General features: G+C 30.9%; 17 protein-coding genes. 1 reads left to right on the top strand and 16 read right to left on the bottom strand.

Annotated features, from left to right (window positions below):
• Positions 1-111 precede the first annotated feature (111 nt).
• Positions 112-675 carry a PhnA domain-containing protein gene (locus tag BX611_RS10980; protein ID WP_115881157.1) on the bottom strand — a complete coding sequence of 188 codons (564 nt, stop codon included), beginning with the start codon at positions 673-675 and terminating at the stop codon, positions 112-114.
• Between the two features lie 264 nt (positions 676-939).
• Here BX611_RS10980 and BX611_RS10985 point away from each other — a divergent pair, with 264 nt between their 5' ends.
• Positions 940-2043 (top strand): DUF4407 domain-containing protein, encoded by a 1104-nt coding sequence (locus BX611_RS10985; protein WP_115881159.1) that lies wholly within the window; start codon positions 940-942, stop codon positions 2041-2043.
• A 289-nt stretch (positions 2044-2332) separates the two neighbouring features.
• Here BX611_RS10985 and BX611_RS10990 read toward each other — a convergent pair whose 3' ends face one another.
• From BX611_RS10990 to BX611_RS11060, 15 genes are all read right to left on the bottom strand, one after another.
• Positions 2333-3535, bottom strand: a complete 1203-nt coding sequence (locus BX611_RS10990; protein ID WP_115881161.1) for a thrombospondin type 3 repeat-containing protein — start codon at positions 3533-3535, stop codon at positions 2333-2335.
• A 273-nt stretch (positions 3536-3808) separates the two neighbouring features.
• Positions 3809-4027, bottom strand: a complete 219-nt coding sequence (locus BX611_RS10995; protein ID WP_115881163.1) for a DUF6500 family protein — start codon at positions 4025-4027, stop codon at positions 3809-3811.
• A gap of 16 nt (positions 4028-4043) precedes the next feature.
• A complete protein-coding gene (locus tag BX611_RS11000; protein WP_115881165.1) occupies positions 4044-5363 on the bottom strand; it encodes a S28 family serine protease in 1320 nt (439 codons plus the stop codon).
• A gap of 135 nt (positions 5364-5498) precedes the next feature.
• Positions 5499-6572, bottom strand: a complete 1074-nt coding sequence (locus BX611_RS11005; RefSeq protein ID WP_115881167.1) for an alanine racemase — start codon at positions 6570-6572, stop codon at positions 5499-5501.
• Between the two features lie 2 nt (positions 6573-6574).
• Complete coding sequence (gene alr / locus BX611_RS11010; RefSeq protein WP_115881169.1) at positions 6575-7723, bottom strand: alanine racemase; 1149 nt, start codon at positions 7721-7723, stop codon at positions 6575-6577.
• Positions 7716-8870, bottom strand: a complete 1155-nt coding sequence (locus BX611_RS11015) for an amidohydrolase (protein ID WP_115881171.1) — start codon at positions 8868-8870, stop codon at positions 7716-7718. Before BX611_RS11015 ends, alr begins: the two co-directional genes overlap by 8 nt.
• Before the next feature lie 16 nt (positions 8871-8886).
• A complete protein-coding gene (locus BX611_RS11020) occupies positions 8887-10290 on the bottom strand; it encodes a sodium:solute symporter family protein (RefSeq protein WP_115881173.1) in 1404 nt (467 codons plus the stop codon).
• Positions 10291-10295: 5 nt separating this feature from the next.
• Positions 10296-10745, bottom strand: a complete 450-nt coding sequence (locus BX611_RS11025; protein ID WP_115881175.1) for a GNAT family N-acetyltransferase — start codon at positions 10743-10745, stop codon at positions 10296-10298.
• The gene (gene rpsU, locus BX611_RS11030; RefSeq protein WP_115881177.1) at positions 10746-10940 is read right to left on the bottom strand and encodes a 30S ribosomal protein S21; all 195 of its coding nucleotides are present in this window, start codon (positions 10938-10940) and stop codon (positions 10746-10748) included.
• 220 nt (positions 10941-11160) lie between these two features.
• The gene (locus tag BX611_RS11035) at positions 11161-11610 is read right to left on the bottom strand and encodes a MarR family winged helix-turn-helix transcriptional regulator (RefSeq protein ID WP_205417118.1); all 450 of its coding nucleotides are present in this window, start codon (positions 11608-11610) and stop codon (positions 11161-11163) included.
• A gap of 51 nt (positions 11611-11661) precedes the next feature.
• The gene (locus tag BX611_RS11040; RefSeq protein WP_115881181.1) at positions 11662-12903 is read right to left on the bottom strand and encodes an NAD(P)/FAD-dependent oxidoreductase; all 1242 of its coding nucleotides are present in this window, start codon (positions 12901-12903) and stop codon (positions 11662-11664) included.
• Between the two features lie 3 nt (positions 12904-12906).
• Positions 12907-13917: a 4-hydroxyproline epimerase gene (locus BX611_RS11045; protein WP_115881183.1), complete on the bottom strand. Its 1011-nt coding sequence runs from the start codon at positions 13915-13917 to the stop codon at positions 12907-12909.
• A gap of 99 nt (positions 13918-14016) precedes the next feature.
• Positions 14017-14379 (bottom strand): endonuclease domain-containing protein, encoded by a 363-nt coding sequence (locus BX611_RS11050; RefSeq protein ID WP_115881934.1) that lies wholly within the window; start codon positions 14377-14379, stop codon positions 14017-14019.
• A complete protein-coding gene (locus BX611_RS11055; protein ID WP_115881185.1) occupies positions 14369-16099 on the bottom strand; it encodes a DUF885 domain-containing protein in 1731 nt (576 codons plus the stop codon). The genes BX611_RS11050 and BX611_RS11055 overlap by 11 nt, the downstream gene beginning before the upstream one ends.
• 5 nt (positions 16100-16104) lie before the next feature.
• Positions 16105-17685: an aldehyde dehydrogenase (NADP(+)) gene (locus BX611_RS11060; protein ID WP_115881187.1), complete on the bottom strand. Its 1581-nt coding sequence runs from the start codon at positions 17683-17685 to the stop codon at positions 16105-16107.
• Positions 17686-17732 lie beyond the last annotated feature (47 nt).

Below are 17732 nucleotides of genomic sequence, written 5' to 3' on the forward strand. Positions count from 1 at the left end.
CAAATTTTATTTCTAAAATTTGAGCCTTTTTTTTATTTTTTAGTCTATTCAAATCCTACATACAAATTCAAACATCCCACGAATAACGTCTCACTTTTCACCTTTCATTAATTACATTTTTTTCACATAATCCGTTATAATAACAATCTGCGTAGGACCAACTTTACCTTCAATGTATTTTTCGTTGTCACGATCTAACGAAATTCTTCTAACAGCAGTTCCTTGTTTAGCAACCATGCTTGATCCTTTCACTTTTAAATCTTTAATTAAAACCACAGAATCTCCAGCTTGTAAAATAACCCCATTCACATCTCTGTGTATAATTTCATTACTTTTATCTTCACCAATTCCAGTTGCTTTTGCCCATTCCAAAGTTTCTTCATCTAAGTACAACATATCTAACAAATCTTGCGGCCAACCTTCAGCTCGTAAACGTGTTAACATACGCCAAGCCATTACCTGAACTGCAGGAACTTGACTCCACATACTATCATTTAAACATCTCCAATGGTTTGCATCAACATTATCCTCATTTTCAATTTGATCAATACAAACTTCACAGGCTGCAATACTTTCTTTTAAAGGCGCTACTTCAAAACCACTCAATTTCTCTGTAGAACCACATAATTCACATTTAGATTCGCTACGTTTCTCTAATTCCCTTGATAAACTCATTTTATATTTTTTATTAAAGTGCAAAAATACACTTATTAAATTGTTAACACAACCTCTTTATTCTAATCAATTCCTTTTGGGCGTTCCCTACGGTCGGGCTGTACGTAACAAGTCCTCGCTTAAGCTGTGGGCTTTTCACTGCCATCCCTAACGCAATAAATAACTTCAAAACATGTTAATACTATAAGATCTCTTTTATTTAATACTTCTACAAGATAATAACTTTATAAATTTAACGTTATTTGCATAACAAACTACTATGTTATGCTTAAACAATTTTTTTGGATGTGCTCAGGTGCAGATACCGATATTTTACAAAACTGCTCAAAAGCTGAACAAACAAAATTCGCTGGAATTGGTGGAACAGTTTTTTTTACTGCTTTAATGGCTTTTATTGCTGCAAGTTATGCCCTATTTACCGTATTTGACAATTACTATACAGCTATATTTTTTGGATTGGTTTGGGGCTTACTTATATTTAATTTAGATCGCTTTATAGTTTCTACCATAAAAAAACAAGACAATAAATGGAAAGAGATTTTACAAGCAACACCAAGAATTCTATTAGCAATTATTATTGCAATTGTAATTTCCAAACCTTTGGAAATGAAGATTTTTGAAAAAGAAATCAACCAAGTTTTATTAACTCAAAAAAACGACTTAACATTAGCTAATAAAGAACAAATAGCCAATCAATTTACTCCAGAAATTACAACTATTCAAACAGAAATTGAACAGTTAAAACAGGAAATAGCCACAAAAGAACTTGAAACTAATACTTTATATAACACTTATATTTCAGAAGCAGAAGGAACTGCGGGAACAAAATTATTGGGCAAAGGACCTGTTTATAAAGAAAAAAGAGAAAAACACGATGCTGCTTTGGCAGAATTGCAACAACTGAAAACTGAAAACAAAGCAAAAATAAATGAAAAGGAAAATCAAATTTCAGCTTTAATAAATCAACAAAATGAGCAAATAACAACTACACAACCAATTATTGATGGTTTTGATGGGTTAATGGCAAGAATAAATGCACTTGACAAACTGCCTTGGTTACCTACATTTTTTATTTTCTTATTGTTTTTAGCCATAGAAACTTCACCCATTTTCTCAAAATTGATTGCCCCAAAAGGAGAATATGATTTTAAACTACAAGACATTGAGAACGCAGCTAAAACTTGGGTTACACAAAAAGAAAATCAACGTAATAATGTTTTAAATACTGATACTATTCTAAATGAATCCATTTATAATGAACTAGCTGATGAAGAGGAATTGTATAATTATAAAAAACAAAAAGCGCGTGAAATTTTACAATTTCAGGCTGATGCTTTTTATAAAAGTCAGAAAAAAATTGTAGGGTAATTTACTACTCTACCGTTAATTATAATACTTTGAACGTTTTAGATATTTAAACTTAATGTAACAAACGATTTATACTCGTATGTCACACAAACGAAAATACACTTTTAAAATACCTCTTTCTCCAATTAATACTTGCATTAAATTAACCTTATCCTTTTTTTATCCGAATAGAGATACCTTGGTAAGCTAATGGGATACCTAATGGCCAAGCAAAAAATATAAAACCCCACTTCAATAGAAACTGAAGTGAGGTTTATTTATTAATTATAACAATATAATTAATAAATTACTATTCAGTATAAAATGCTTTTATTTGTCTTAATTCAATATAATCTTCATCACCTAATGATCCATCATTTTTTACATAAAGCATGATATAACGAGTAAATACTCCTGAAAATTGAATTTTTAAGGGGTCAGATACAGTATTAGCTTGTCCTATCCCATCAACTTCAGTTCCTTCACCTACTTCAGTGTAAGGAAAAAGTTGACTCCAGTTAGAATCTTCACTAGATGGTGGTGCTGTGGCATTTGGATATGCATAAGCTTCTATGTGAGTTGCCTTACCATCTGAAAACATCTGAAAAACACTCATCGAGTTTATAAATTGTTCGCTACCCAAATCAATTACAAGAATTCCATAGGCATTAAAATCAAAATCATCAATTCCCCACGTTGCTCCTGAATCTTCATCTTGACGGTAACTAAAATCAGGATCGTTTATATATGGTGCTTGATCACACAATGAACCTCTAGGATACCAATTATCATTACAGTCAGGATCAGATGATAACTCTTCATAAATATAAGCATTATCACCCTCTACAGCAATTTCAATAACATCAGCAGAACCTCCAGAAAGATATCCGTTCATGAAATTAACACCTTGAATACCTATTTGAGAACCAGAACAACCGTCACCGTTAACTAATTCACCTAATGGAGTCTCAGAACATAAGTCTAGGTCATTAAGAACACCATCATTATCAATATCATCATCACAAACGTCTCCAATACCATCTAAATCAAAATCTAATTGAGCTGGATTCGAAGTTTCGGGGCAATTATCTACATCATCAGGAACACCATCATCATCGGTATCTCTTTGAGAAACAGAACATCCATTTGCATCTACTGATTCGTTAGATGGAGTATCAGGGCATATGTCAATATCATCTGTTATACCATCTTCATCGGAATCTTTTTTCTCAAATACAGCTGTAATATTTTTATCTGTTGTATCTAAGTTAACAAAAAGTGGATTTACTATTTCTAAAGTAACTGAATTTTTTTCCAAAGACCAACCTTTAAATACATAGTTCTCTGTGGGTATTGCAATTAATTGAACCATATCAACCTGTCTAATTGTAGCTACAGTTCCCGAGTTTTCGGGAAAAACAGTTGTAGTAACCGTTCCTACAATCTCTATTTCTTCAGGTGCACAGGAATACACAAACAACAATAAAAAGAGTGCTTTAAAATAAGTTTTCATAAATAGTTTGGATTTTGATTTTACAATTTTTTATAATAAATCTTAAAATTATTTTTTTACAAATATATTTAAGTGGTAAATATACAAATATAATATTAATGACATAAAAAAAAGAAATTCAACATTTTATGTATTCAATATGAGTTAAACACATAATACTAATTTAAAATATTTTGCAAGTTACAAACGTGCTAAACAATAAAAACAGGTTGCATCTTACAATTTTAAAGCAGACGCATTTCATAAAAGTCAAAAAAGTATTGTGGACTAAACTTATTTCAATTCAAGAACAAGCTCTTTTATTTTAACAGCTTTTTCAAAATGGTCTAATTTATTTGTTTTTATCCACCATTCGGCAACTTCCATCAACAACTCCGGGTTTTCATTTTTGTTTTCAAAAAAAGCATAAAATGACAACCCTACATTTTCTCCTTTTTTTGTAATTTTATCATTACAAACGGTAATTATTTTTTCAATTAAAATCGGATTCATTTTTTTTTAAGTCATTTTAATTTTCCAAGGGATAAATAGTTACACTATACCCCAACCAATTTTGTAATTTATCATAAATCCTTTGTTGATCTTCTTTAGAAAAATGATGAATTCTAGTGCTGTGAGAACCTCCTTTTAAAACCATTTTTAAAGCATCCACATGTGGTTTTGGAGTTGGGGCGCAAGCTCCCCAGGTATCATACTCACCATAAATATAAAGTATTTTTTTTCCTTGATTTTCTACAAAATCACGAACTCTATTTATATAATCTGCATTATACGTTAAATCAACATTTTTTGGCGCAAAACGTAAATTTGTTGGCTTTTTAACAACTTCAAGTAAATCTTTTACAGGCTCAGTATCAAAACCATAATAACCCAGCTCCGTCAAATGTTGATAATAGGAAGGCAACAAATCGAAATAGGTTTTATCATTGTAAAAGCTAATTCCAACTATTTTATTTATATAGTTGAAAAATTGAGATGCCGTTGCAGTTTCAGCTGGAATTTCATCACAATTTCCACCCCATTGCCAAAATGAAAAAGGAAATTCCAATACTGCGTATTCTAAAGCTTCTTCAGTAGATAATTCTGTAAAATTCATCCCTTTTTCTTTAGCATAGTTTGAAATTTCAACTAACACTGAATCTCTTTTTATTAAAACCTCTCGTTGAAATTTTGAAATTTTTTCTCTACACGTAACACTTCCAACCGTTTTAATATGAACTGCTGTTCTTGGGTCTTCCCGAGTATTTATTAAGGGAGCAACATAAGGTACAGCTACCTCAACATCCCAAGGATATTTACTTTTATAAATCAATACTGTTTCTCCTCCTTTGCTAATTCCTGTTGAAATCCATTTTCCTGAATAAATTCGTTTTAATTTTGTTACTATTTTATGGTAATCTTCAATTGCCTGGTCATTTTTTAAATATTGCCATTGAATAGAATCTGGGCGGGATTTCCCATAAAAACGATATTCAACTTGTACTTGATTTCCCTTAAAAATTTTACTTAATTCGTACGTTCTTGGAACTGCATTATAGCCTTCAGTAATAATAACTGTTGGTTTTGCTTCGTCTACATGAGATAAATACATATAATGCTTAAAAGTACCTGCCTCAGGATTTTTATGATCTAAAGGTTGATCTAAAATTATTTGAAACGCTTTTGTAAAATGATCCTTTACTTCCATTTCGGTAACTTCAGCATTTGGAAATAATTTTTCAATTTTTTGTTGAAACGTTAAAATTTCAACAGGTTCAAGTTTTATTCTACAACCAACAATTGAAAAACTTATAACAATAAATAATAGTAGGGATTTATAAAATTTCATATGTTTTTATTTATATTTCTCTTTCAACGGAAAAGGGCTCTAAAAATAAGGAAGTTTTTTTGCTTTAAAATCAATTTTAAAGAAATTTTATTTCTTTTAATGCAATTCTAAAAAAACAAGTGATGGGGTAATTTATTAAACCAGCTTCTTTTCTATGTACTCAGAATTCATAATTCGTAAAGCACCCATATATTTCATTTTAAAGCTTACCAAGTCACCCACTTTATATTTTTTTTTCGTTTTGCTTAAATCAACAACCAACATATCAGAACTAGCGCCAATAAAGGAAATATTTTTATCAACAGGAATAATGAATTCAGTTTTAGAAATATCTAAAAGCCCTATATCTAAAATTCCTCTGCTATGATTTCTTCCATAATCTTCCTGATTAATATCAATTGTTTCTCCCGATGGGTTTTCTTCTAAATTACCATAAGGGACAATAGATTTTTCGGTTATTTCAATAATTTCAGCAAAAAGCAAAAAAACATCATCCTTCATTTTTGGAACTGTTTTATTTGAAAATAAATCAACCCCGAAAAATAAGGTTTCTCCAATTCTAAAATGATTAACTCCTTTTGGAATTTGTTTTTTTAATAAAAGTGGGATCATAACGGAAGATCCACCAGAAACATAATCAATTTTTTTTCCAAATTTAGCTTCAATCAATTGCTCATATAAACTTAATTGAATTAATTTATCTTTGCTAGGCATTACCCCACTTAAACAATTTAGATTTGCTCCAATACCTGATACTTTAATGTTAGGCAACTCAAATACTTTTTTATAAAACGCCATTAAATGCTCACCCAAAATCCCTTCACGTAGATCACCCAATTCTATCATAATAATAATTCGGTGGATTTTTTCTTGTTTTACGGCTTCTTCAGACAGCCATTTTATGGTTGTATACTCTGTATTAAAACTAACGTCAGCATATTTTACCACCTTAGCTATGCTTCTTTTTGCAGGTGGTTTTATATATACCGTTTCTTTTTTAGGATTTATTGATTTTATCTTTTTTAAATTGGATAATCGAGCATCACAAACTTGTTCATCCCCTAAGGATAATACATATTCAAGATATGTTTTATTTCCACAAAGCATCTTTAATACAGGTGCCCATTCAATACCATTTTTTTTAAACAATTGTTGAAGATAACTGTAATTTATTGCTAATGATTTTCTGTTTAATGTTATATATGCCATAATTATTTTATAATAGTTCTTGGAATGTCTTTATCAATTCTTGAAAGAACTTCGTAGTTAAGCTGATCTGTTTGATTACAAAATGAAGATAGCGGAATATCCAGATCAGTACTTGATCCAATTAAAATAACTTCATCTTTTATAGTAATTGAATCGCTTGACGTTATATCTACCAGAAACATATTCATGTTAATTGTACCTATTACGCTATACCTGTTATTGTTAATGATAACTCTTCCTAAATTACTTAAACTCCTGCTATAACCATAACCATAGCCAATCGGAATAGAAGCTACTATAGTTTCGTTTTCTGCTAAATATGAACTGCCATATCCAATAAATTCACCTTTAGATACATATTTTATATCCATTATATAAGATTTCCAACTTAATACTGGTTTTAAAGGATTTGTATTCATGTTATGTTTAGATATATATTTAATAAAAGCTTCTCTGCTTGGCCATAAACCATATTGTAAAATTCCTACTCTAACCATATCATAATTTTTGGTAGGAAATGCTAAAACAGCAGCGCTGCATGAGCAGTGAATTTGTTGTGGAATAATTTCTTGAGATTTAAAATACTTAATTGCCTTATTAAATACTTTTTGTTGATGTTTTACCCTAACATAGTTATTTAAACTCTCCGCACCGGCAAAATGAGTACATAAACCTTTTACTTTTATAAAATCTTTATTCGCGTGTACTAACTGAATAATTTGAACCCAATCTTTTTGATTAAATCCAGTTCGGTTCATTCCTGTTTCAATTTCAATATGAATATTTAAAACCTGCTTTTTTTCTGTTGCTTTTGAAAGCATTTGTTTTAATCTTGCTAAATTGAAAACAAAAAATTCTATAGCATTATCAATAATCCAATCCTCATCATTACTATTAATGTCTCCCATAATTAGTACTGTAAAATCCTTTTTTGCTACTTTAAATACTTGTTTTGCTTCAAAAGAACTATATACAGAAAAGTGATTAACATTAAGTTCCTGCAGTAAAGGCACCATTTCTGTAATGCTATGCCCATAAGCATTTCCTTTTACTACAGATGATATGGTTACAGATTTATCAATTAATGATTTTATTAAATCTATATTATTTTTTAATGCTGATTTACTGATTTGAATTACTGAACTATGCATACATTAATTTGATTATTGTGTAAAACATCTGCACCCCATAAGGTGTTATTTCATCAGGAAAATCATAATCTGGGTTGTGCAAGGCTGGTGTTTGTACACCAGAACCTAACCCAAACATTGCACCTTTAAATTGTTGGGTAAATGTTCCAAAATCTTCACCCCATTTAAATGGCGTTGGCTTTTTTATAATGTTAAAAGAATTAGATTCAGCTGCTTTTAAAATATAATCTACTGCTTTGTCATTATTATTATTTGAATCAAATTCGTAAATCCAATCCAACGTATATTTAAGCTGATGTTTTTTACTAATATTTTTTATTAGGGTAGCAATAATTTCTTTTAAGTCATTTAATTGATTTGCTGTCCAACATCGTATTGTAAAATGTAATTCCGCGTAATCAGCTGAAATACCATAATCTTTAGATCCTAAAGTAGCATAAACGGTTGTAATTACTGAAAATGTTTCATTATCTATATTAGTATCAGCTAAAGCTTTAATAGCAACTATTAATTCTTGTAAAGCTAAATCGGGATTGATACCATTCTCTGGCTCTGCAGCATGAGAGTTTTTTCCTTTTAAGGTAATTTTTAAACTTGTAACTGAAGGTGTAAACGAATTGGTTTTAATAATAATCGCACCTTTATCATAGTCAGGTACATTATGTAAAGCAAAAACAAAATCAGGTTTAATTGATTTAAATTTTTCATCCTCCAAAACTGCTTTCGCACCATTTCCGTTTTCTTCTGCAGGTTGAAATAACAAAATAACTTCCCCTTTTAAAAGTGGATTTAATTTTAAAATTCTTGCCAAACCAATTAGTATAGTAGCATGTCCATCGTGACCACACTTATGAGAAATTCCTGGGTATTGAGATGCATGTTCAAAAGTATTTTCCTCTATAATAGGTAGTGCATCTAATTCTGCTCTAAAGAGAATGGTATCTCCTTTTAAAGAACCCTTAAAAATAGCTGCTACACCATGCCCTCCTAGTTTAGTTATAATAGTTGTTGGATTACATAGTTTTAACTCATCAACAACTGCTTGGGCTGTTTGCTTCTCGTTATCTGATAATTCAGGGAATTGATGCAATTTCTTTCGGAAATTTGTTAAATAATTTATTTCTTCAATAACTGATGTATTAATCATAATAATTTTCTTTAGTTTATTTTTTAACGACTAAATACGTTAATAAGGACAGTAAAATCCCTACTAAAATCGGATCAAAACCATATGGGATTTCAACTCCAATAAATGTTAAAATTAATGTAGAAGACCCTCCAATTATCATTGAAGATAAAGCAGCCACAGGTTTTCTTTTTTTTGATATTAACACCCCTATAACAGGTATTAAAAGCCCTGAAACCATAAAGGAATAGGATAATAGCATAAGCTCTAGAACACTTTGCATTGTAGTAGCAATAATTATTGCTATTCCCCCAACCAAAAAAGTAACAATTTGAGAAACTCTTATAGATTTTTTATTAAGTTTTTTAAACCCTAAAATATCTGTCACAAAATTACCAGATGCTGCCAACAAACAACTATCTGCCGTGGACATTATTGCTGAAAAATAAGCTGACAACATCAACCCCATTAGACCTACTGGCAATACATGCTTTAAAAGTAATGGCATTCCCATTTCAGGATCCATTCCTATTTCGCTTTCAAATCCGTCAGAAATAAAAACTCCTTTTGCAGCCGCTACTCGTGCAAATAAACCTAGAATTACCCCCATAAAAGCCATAATTGGGTATTCAAAAAGTCCAGCAATAAACCAAGCTTTCTTCGCAGTTTTTTCATCTTTACAGGCATAGATTCTTTGGTAAAGCGTCATTCCAACAAACCAAATAGGAACTATAATTACAAACCAATTTACTATTTGTACTAATGAAACATTTTGCAATGAGAAATATTTTTGAGGAAGTATTTTAACAATAGTTTCATAACCTCCTAAATAACTATATGCAAAAGGAATCCCTATGAATATTAACCCTACCATTAAAATTATCCACTGAAAAGTATCTGTGTAAATTACAGCTTTCATACCGCCAAAAACAGTATAAATAAGTGCTACACCTCCCATTATCAATAAAGCCTGATTCAAATCAAGCGAAGGAAATGTACCAACTGCTAACTTTGCACCTGCAAGAAACTGTGACGAAGTAAAACCTAAATATCCAATAAAGGAAATAATACCGGCAACCATAGCAACTGTAGTTCCATAACTGTGTTTTAAAAATTCAGGAAAAGTTAAAAAGCCGTGTAAATTACCTAATTTCACCACCTTTGGAATCAAAAAAACAGCGCTTAACCAAGCACCTATAAGTCCTGTAAAGAGCATCCATGAACCAGAAATTCCCATAACAAATCCCAGTCCACCTAACCCAATTGAAAATCCTCCTCCAACATCTGTTGCCACAACAGATAACCCAACGTGCAAACTACTCATTTCTCCCCCACCAATATAGTAATCTTTTACAGTTTCATTTTTTTTAAAAAAATAAAACCCAATTCCCAATACTGCAATCATATAAACCGCAAAAACAACAATATCTAAAAAAGCCATGGCATTTAGAGTTGTTTTTTAAGCCGCATTTCTAAGTATTTGTTTTCGAAGCCTAATTTTTCATATAAAATTTTAGCTGGATTGTTTGGTTCAACATGCAGTGCGATATCACCATCAGCCAATTCAATTGCTTTATTCATTAGTTTTTTACCAAAACCTTTACCTCTTGCATCTTCATGAACAGCTATATAAACAAGTATATTTTCTGGAATGTAACCTGACATCCCTGTCTTATTAACAATTGTAACACCTTTAATTTCGCCATTTTCAAGAAGAGCCAACACAAAACCTCCCAATTTTTCTTTGGAATCCTTTACTGCAAAATCAAAACATTTGCTAATATCTTCTGTTTTATCTCCATATTCTTGTAGGTGCTTAAATAAAAAAGCAACAATTTCTTTTTTTTCTTTTTCCGTTGGTTTAAATTCTTTGTTATAAATTTTAAAATTGTCCATTTATTGGTTTTCTTGATCTTGTAAATGTTGTTTGTAAGAAGCTTTTTCTATTTGCTTTCTTCTTTTTACAGATTTTTTTGTGTAATGTTTATTCTCTCTTAAATTATTTAACAGCTTGGTATTTCTAGTTTTTCTTTTATAACGTTTTAAAGCTCTATCAATATTTTCACCTTCTTTTACTGGTATTATTAACATATATGTATTTTAATTATTTTTGATTTCTGCTAAAATACGAAATTGTTTCTACAGAAACAATTAATATTAAACAAGCTTTTATGATTTAAATTTAATAAAAAGAACTAAATATCTAATATTTAATATGATTTATTAATTATTTTTACAAATAACATATAGTTTCTGTAGAACATATTTAAAATTAATAAAAAAATAAAAGCAGTAAAATATTAGAGATTATTTACTCAGAAGGATATTCTTCAGAAGTTATTATTGGTGAAGCATCAACCTCATCAACTTCCATAATATCAGTTAATATATCAATTCCGTCAATAATTGTTTGTAATTTTTCAGGAGGAAGCGCTTGTAGTTTTTCACTTAATTTTTGTTGAAAAGTTATTGGTGCAGATTGGATTAACTTCATTCCACTAGCTGTTAATGATATTAATGTAACCCTTTTATCTGAAGCTTTTGGAAGTTTCGCAACCAATCCTTTCTTTTCCAATCTTCCTAAAATTCCAGAAATAGTACTGGCATTTAAGTTTAAAAATTCCTTAAGCTTTGCTGCATTTGTTCTAAAATCTTCTTGTTCAGCTAAAAACTGCAAACATAATAGTTGAGGAATACTTACACCTTGCTCCTTTTCAACTCGTTTACTTTCTAGGTTAACAGAGCGTACAATTTTTCGCAATTTTATTAAAATATCAATAAAAGTCATCTGTCAAAAATACATAAAAATTGATTACCTGTTTTTAAATGCTGAAATATCAATAGATGTTTGCATATCAGAAACTAATTCACTCACAAGTTTTCCAGTTGCAGGAGCCAAACTTAAACCCATCATTGCATGACCTGTTGAAATAATTAAATTGGAAAACTTTTTCGATTTTTCAATAATTGGTAAACCCGATGGTGTGCAAGGTCTAAAACCAGACCAAATTGTTTCATTTTCAGGAGTTTGAATTTTTAATTCTGGGTAAAAATTATTAATTTTATCAATAATTCCACCTAATCGCTTCAAATTTATTCGGGTATCGTTCGTATTCGTTATTTCTAAAGTTCCTCCAAATCTAATTGTAGAATTTAAGGGTGTTACTGCCACTTTTCCTTCACATAAAATTGATGGAATTATTGGCGAATCAAGTTGTTTTGAAACATTAAAACTATACCCTTTTCCTGGCAATAATGATAATTTAACACCTAATTTACTTAAAACCTCTGGACTCCAGGAACCTGCTGCAACCACAAAAGAATCTGCTTTAATTATTCCTTTATTTGTTTCAATTTCCTGAATAGTATTTTCTACTGATTTAAAATTAACAATTGCTGTTTTTGGAAATAATTCAACATTCATTTTTAACAATTCTTCTTTTAAGAATTTTAAAAACAGATTAGGTGATAAATGTGCATCCGATTTATAATGAACAGCTCCTAAGGCATTTACATTTGTGTTTTTTTCTAAATTTTGAATTCCATTTTTATCTAAAAAATCAACTTCTATTCCAAAACGTTGTGCTATTTCAGCTGTTCTAATTTCTTCTTCACCAACTTTTTCGGTTTGGTACAACATCAATAAACCTTTCTCTTCATATAAAAATTGATCGGATATCTTTGCAAATTCCTGATACAATTCTTTACTTAAAAATGAAAGATTTTTTAAATGAGCTATAGAATTATCAACATGGTTTTGATTCGAATTTTTATAAAACTTATAGAGCCAAGTAATCAAATCTAAATTAACGCTTGGTTTAATGTAAAACGGACTTTTTGCATTGAACATCCATTTAATTCCCTGATGGATAACACCTGGCTGAGCCAATGGAATTATATGACTTGGAACAATCATACCTGCATTTCCATATGAAGCTCCATCTAACATCTCAGTTTTGTCAATAACAGTTACCTCATTCCCTTCTTTCGCTAAATAATATGCAGCACACAATCCAATAATTCCGCCACCAATAATTACAACTTTTTTACTCATCTTTTATAAAACTTGAAATCCGTGCGCATAAGGATCGTCTTCATCGTCAATAATAATGGTGTTATATCCATATATTTTTGCCCAACCTTGTATACTTGGCACAATTGCTTTTCTATCATCTAAGGTCGTTTCTTCTTCAATGCTACCAATAAATTTAGAACCAATATAACTTTCGTGAATGTATTCTTCTCCTTTCTTCAATTTCCCTTTTGCATATAATTGAGCCATTCTTGCTGAAGTTCCTGTTCCGCAAGGTGAACGATCTATCGCTTTATCGCCATAAAAAACGGCATTTCTTCCAGATGAAGTTTCATCAATGGGTTTTCCAGTCCACATAATATGACTCACATCTTTAATTGTTTCATCTTCAGGATGTACAAATAAATTCAGATAATTTTCATTGATTCTTTTTCTAACAATTTGAGAATACTGAATTAATTTACTTGCAGTAAAATCTTGTACTCCACTAAAGTTTTTTTGAGAATCTACAATTGCATAATAATTCCCCCCATAAGCTACATCAAAAGTAATTTCACCCAATTCAGGACAATCAATTGTTAAATTTTCTGCTGCTAAATAAGATTTTACATTGGTTAATTTTACCCAATCTACTTTTTTACCTGTTTGCTGATATTCAATTTCTACCAACCCAGCAGGTGCTTCCATTTTAAGTTTTCCTGGTTTTTTTGGAGTTACCAATCCCTCTTCAATAGCAATAGTTATTGTACCAATTGTACCGTGACCGCACATTGGCAAACAACCTGAAGTTTCAATAAATAAAATTGAAAAATCATTAGCTTCATTATGTGGAGGAAATAAAATACTTCCACTCATCATATCGTGCCCACGCGGCTCAAACATCAAGCCTGTTCGAATCCAGTCGAATTCTTTTAAAAAATGCTGACGCTTTTCGCTCATATTTGCACCTTTTAAATTTGGACCTCCACCCGCAATAACTCTTACAGGATTTCCGCAAGTATGTGCATCAACACAAAAAAAAGTTTTTTTACTCATTTTTAACTTTATTATACTTTACACCTCCCTAACCCTCCTCTAGGAGGGATTTACAAATCACTTCTAAATCCTCCCTTGAGGGAGGTAAGGTGGGTGTTTTTATTTCAAATCTATAATTTTTGTATTTAATGAATGTAACACATTAAAAATATCTTTTTTCACTTCTTCATCAGAAAATCGAATAAATTTCACTCCTTCTTTTTCTAACCTGCCCTGCCTTTTGGCATCATAAAAATATTTATAATCATGGCTACTTCCATCAATTTCTATTGCTAAACCAATTTCATGACAATAAAAATCCACAATATATTCTAACATTGGAACTTGTCTATGAAATTGTACTTTCAATGCTCTTTTTTTAATATTATTCCATAATAAAACTTCAGAAAGTGTTGAGTTTTTTCTTAAATATTTCGCATATTCTCTTAGTTTTGGATCATATGGGATAATTTTATTTCTCATTTTTAACTTTATTAATATAATCTCGTATCCTTTTTTCAAGAATGGAAAGTGTAACTGTTCCTTCTTCTAAAATTATTTCATGAAAAGCTCTAATATCAAATTTTGTTCTTAATTCTTTTTCAACCAAATCTCTCATTTCTCTAATTTTCAATTCTCCAATTTTATATGAAAGCGCCTGCCCTGGCCAAGAGATATAACGATCAATTTCTGTATTTACTTCATGCAACGATAAGGCTGTGTTGGATTTTAAATATTCAACAGCTTGTTCTCTTGTCCAGTTTTTTGAATGTATTCCCGTATCAACAACCAACCTGCAAGCTCGCCACATTTCATAAGTATATTTTCCAAATTTTTGATAAGGAGTTATATAAATCCCCATGTCATTTCCTAAAAATTCTGAATACAACCCCCATCCTTCACCATAAGCCGACAAGTATAAATTACGCCTAAATTGAGGAATTTCATCACCCAACTCATTATTTAAACTCATTTGTAAATGATGACCCGGAACGGCCTCATGTAATGTTAAAGAAGGTAAAATATATAATGGTCTACTTGGCAAATTATAGGTATTTACCCAATAATAGCCTGGCTGTGTATCACTATTTGAAGGACTGTATCTTCCTCCAGTATATTTTGGTGCAATTACCGATGGAACTGGAGTAACCCCATATGGTTTTCTTGGCAAAGTTTTAAAAAATCTAGGTAATTGTGCATCTATTTTTTTTGCTATATTTCTAGCTTCCTTCAATAAATTATCACCTGTTGTAACGTAAAATTGCTTGTCAGTTCTTAAAAAAGTTAAAAATTCAGAAAAAGAACCTTTAAATCCAACTTCATTAATAATTTGCTGCATTTCTGCTTTAATTCTTGCAACTTCTTTTAAACCTATTTGGTGTACTTCTTCTGCTGAAATAGTTGAAGTAGTATAATAATTAACCCTATTTTGATAATATGCCGCTCCATTTGGTTGATTTGAAACTCCACCTCTTTCTCTTGTTTTTACAAAATATTCATTCTCGAAAAAATCTTTAATTAATTTAAACTGAGGAATTACCTTTGTTTCAATTACAACTTTCGCAGCAGTTAGTAGGGAGTCTTTTTGTTCTTGGGAACTGTTAGAAGCTAAATTTTTAAAAGGAGAAAAATAAAAACTATTTGTATAATCATCAACTATTTGACTATTATAAGTTTCTTCAAAATTATTGAAAATTATTTTTGGTTGTGAAATGCCTTTTTCTAATCCTTTTCTCATTAAAGAAATATGCTGTTCAACAAATAATGGCAACGCATTTAATTTATTTAGGTAATCTACAAATTGTTGATGTGTTGAAAAGCTTCTAACTTGATAAGGCAAACTGGTATGAAAACCCGAATCTGATAATAAGGGATTTAAATAAGCATCAAATTGGTAAAAATCAATATTTTCTTGAAGTACAAACTTTAATAGCTCTAAAGATATTTTTTCTGATTCAGATAAATCTTCTGAGATAACTTTAGATAATTCGGCTAATTCTTTTTTAGCAAAATCAGCCTCTTTTTTATAATATTGCTCGGTATATAATCCTAATGGAAATTCTTTTTCATCATAGCCTTTATGATTTTCATAAGAATTGATACTCGCCTGTAACTCTGTTGATGCAGCATTATCAGTTTCATTTCCTGATGTGCAAGCAATGAAAGTAATTAATAAAATGATAAACCCAGATGTATATTTCATAATATTTATATGTTAGAATTGGTTCGTTTTCCATCAACAACTCTCAAAATTCCTAATGGATTTTCATTTTTTAATTCATTTGGCAACAACTCATTTGGCCAACTTTGAAAACTAAATGGTCTCACCCAACGCTTTATCGATTCTGTACCAACTGCTGTAAACCTGCTATCTGTTGAAGCAGGATACGGTCCGCCATGAACCATTGCCGGACAAACCTCAACACCTGTTGGCACTCCGTTAAAAATAATACGTCCAACTCTATTTTGAAGCGCATCAACTATGCTTCCGTAATTTTCCAATTCATTTTCAGCTAAAATTGTTCCTGTTAACTGTCCTTCTAATTTTGAAATAATTTCTTCTAATTGAGCTATATTTTCACACTGAACAATCATAGAGTAAGGTCCAAAAACTTCCTGATGTAAATTTGTATTTGCTAAAAAAGTAGCACCTTCAACAGTTGTAATAGCCTGACGACCGTAATTGGCAGATAACTCCTTATCTAGAGTTGCCTTAGTTTCTAGTCCTTTTTGCGCTAACATTTTAGCTTTATTATTTTCATAATTCCCAATAATATTAGGATGCAGCATACAAGATGGTTCTATCTTTACAATTTCTTCAGATAAAACCTTGATGAAGCTTGACAAGTCATCATTTTTAATTCCCAATATTAAACCTGGATTTGTACAAAATTGTCCTGATCCTAAAGTAATTGAACCTGCATAGGTTTTAGCCCAATCAGTCCCTTTAATTTTTGCCGCATTTGGCAAAATTACAACTGGATTTATACTTCCCATTTCTGCAAATACCGGAATTGGTTCCGAACGTTGCGCTGCCATATCATATAATGCTCTTCCTCCTCGAATACTTCCTGTAAACCCAACTGCTTTTACTGCCGGATGTTTTACTAAAGAAACTCCAACTTCAATTCCGCTACTATTTAAATTTGAAAAAACACCATTTGGCATTCCTGTTTTTTCAGCTGCTTTTATAATTGCCGAAGCAACCAATTCACCAGTGCCCGCATGCATTGGATGCGATTTTACAATTACCGGGCAACCTGCTGCAAAAGCTGCTGCCGTATCTCCACCTGCGGTTGAATATGCTAACGGAAAATTACTTGCACCAAAAACCACCACTGGTCCTAAAGGAATTAACATTTTTCTAATGTCTACTTTTGGAATTGGCTGTCGATTTGGATCTGCTGTATCAATTACTGCTTCTACCCAGGAGCCTTCTTTTACTAAATTTGCAAATGAACGTAACTGGAAAACGGTTCTGTCTCTTTCTCCCAAAGCTCTTCCTTCGGGTAAACCAGTTTCTGAACAATATGTTTTTATCAATTCATCTCCTAAATTTTCAATTTCGTTGGCAATTTCATTTAAAAATTCACATTTTTTAGCTCCTGTAACTTTTTGAAATTTTTGAAAAGCTTCTGTTGCTAGTTCTGTTGCCTGTTCAATTTCAACATTTGAAGCTTCCGAAAAAACAAACTCGTTTTCCAGGTTTGTTTGCGGATTGAATGTTTTAAAAGTTTTATTTCCTATTGATGAAAGTAAGTTTCCAATGTAGTTTTTTCCTGTAATCATTATGGCAGTTTTTATTTTTTTGGTTTCAAAATATTAGTTTCGACTCC

Origin of the sequence: Lutibacter oceani (genome assembly GCF_003384935.1) — a bacterium.
Lineage (GTDB): Bacteria > Bacteroidota > Bacteroidia > Flavobacteriales > Flavobacteriaceae > Lutibacter > Lutibacter oceani.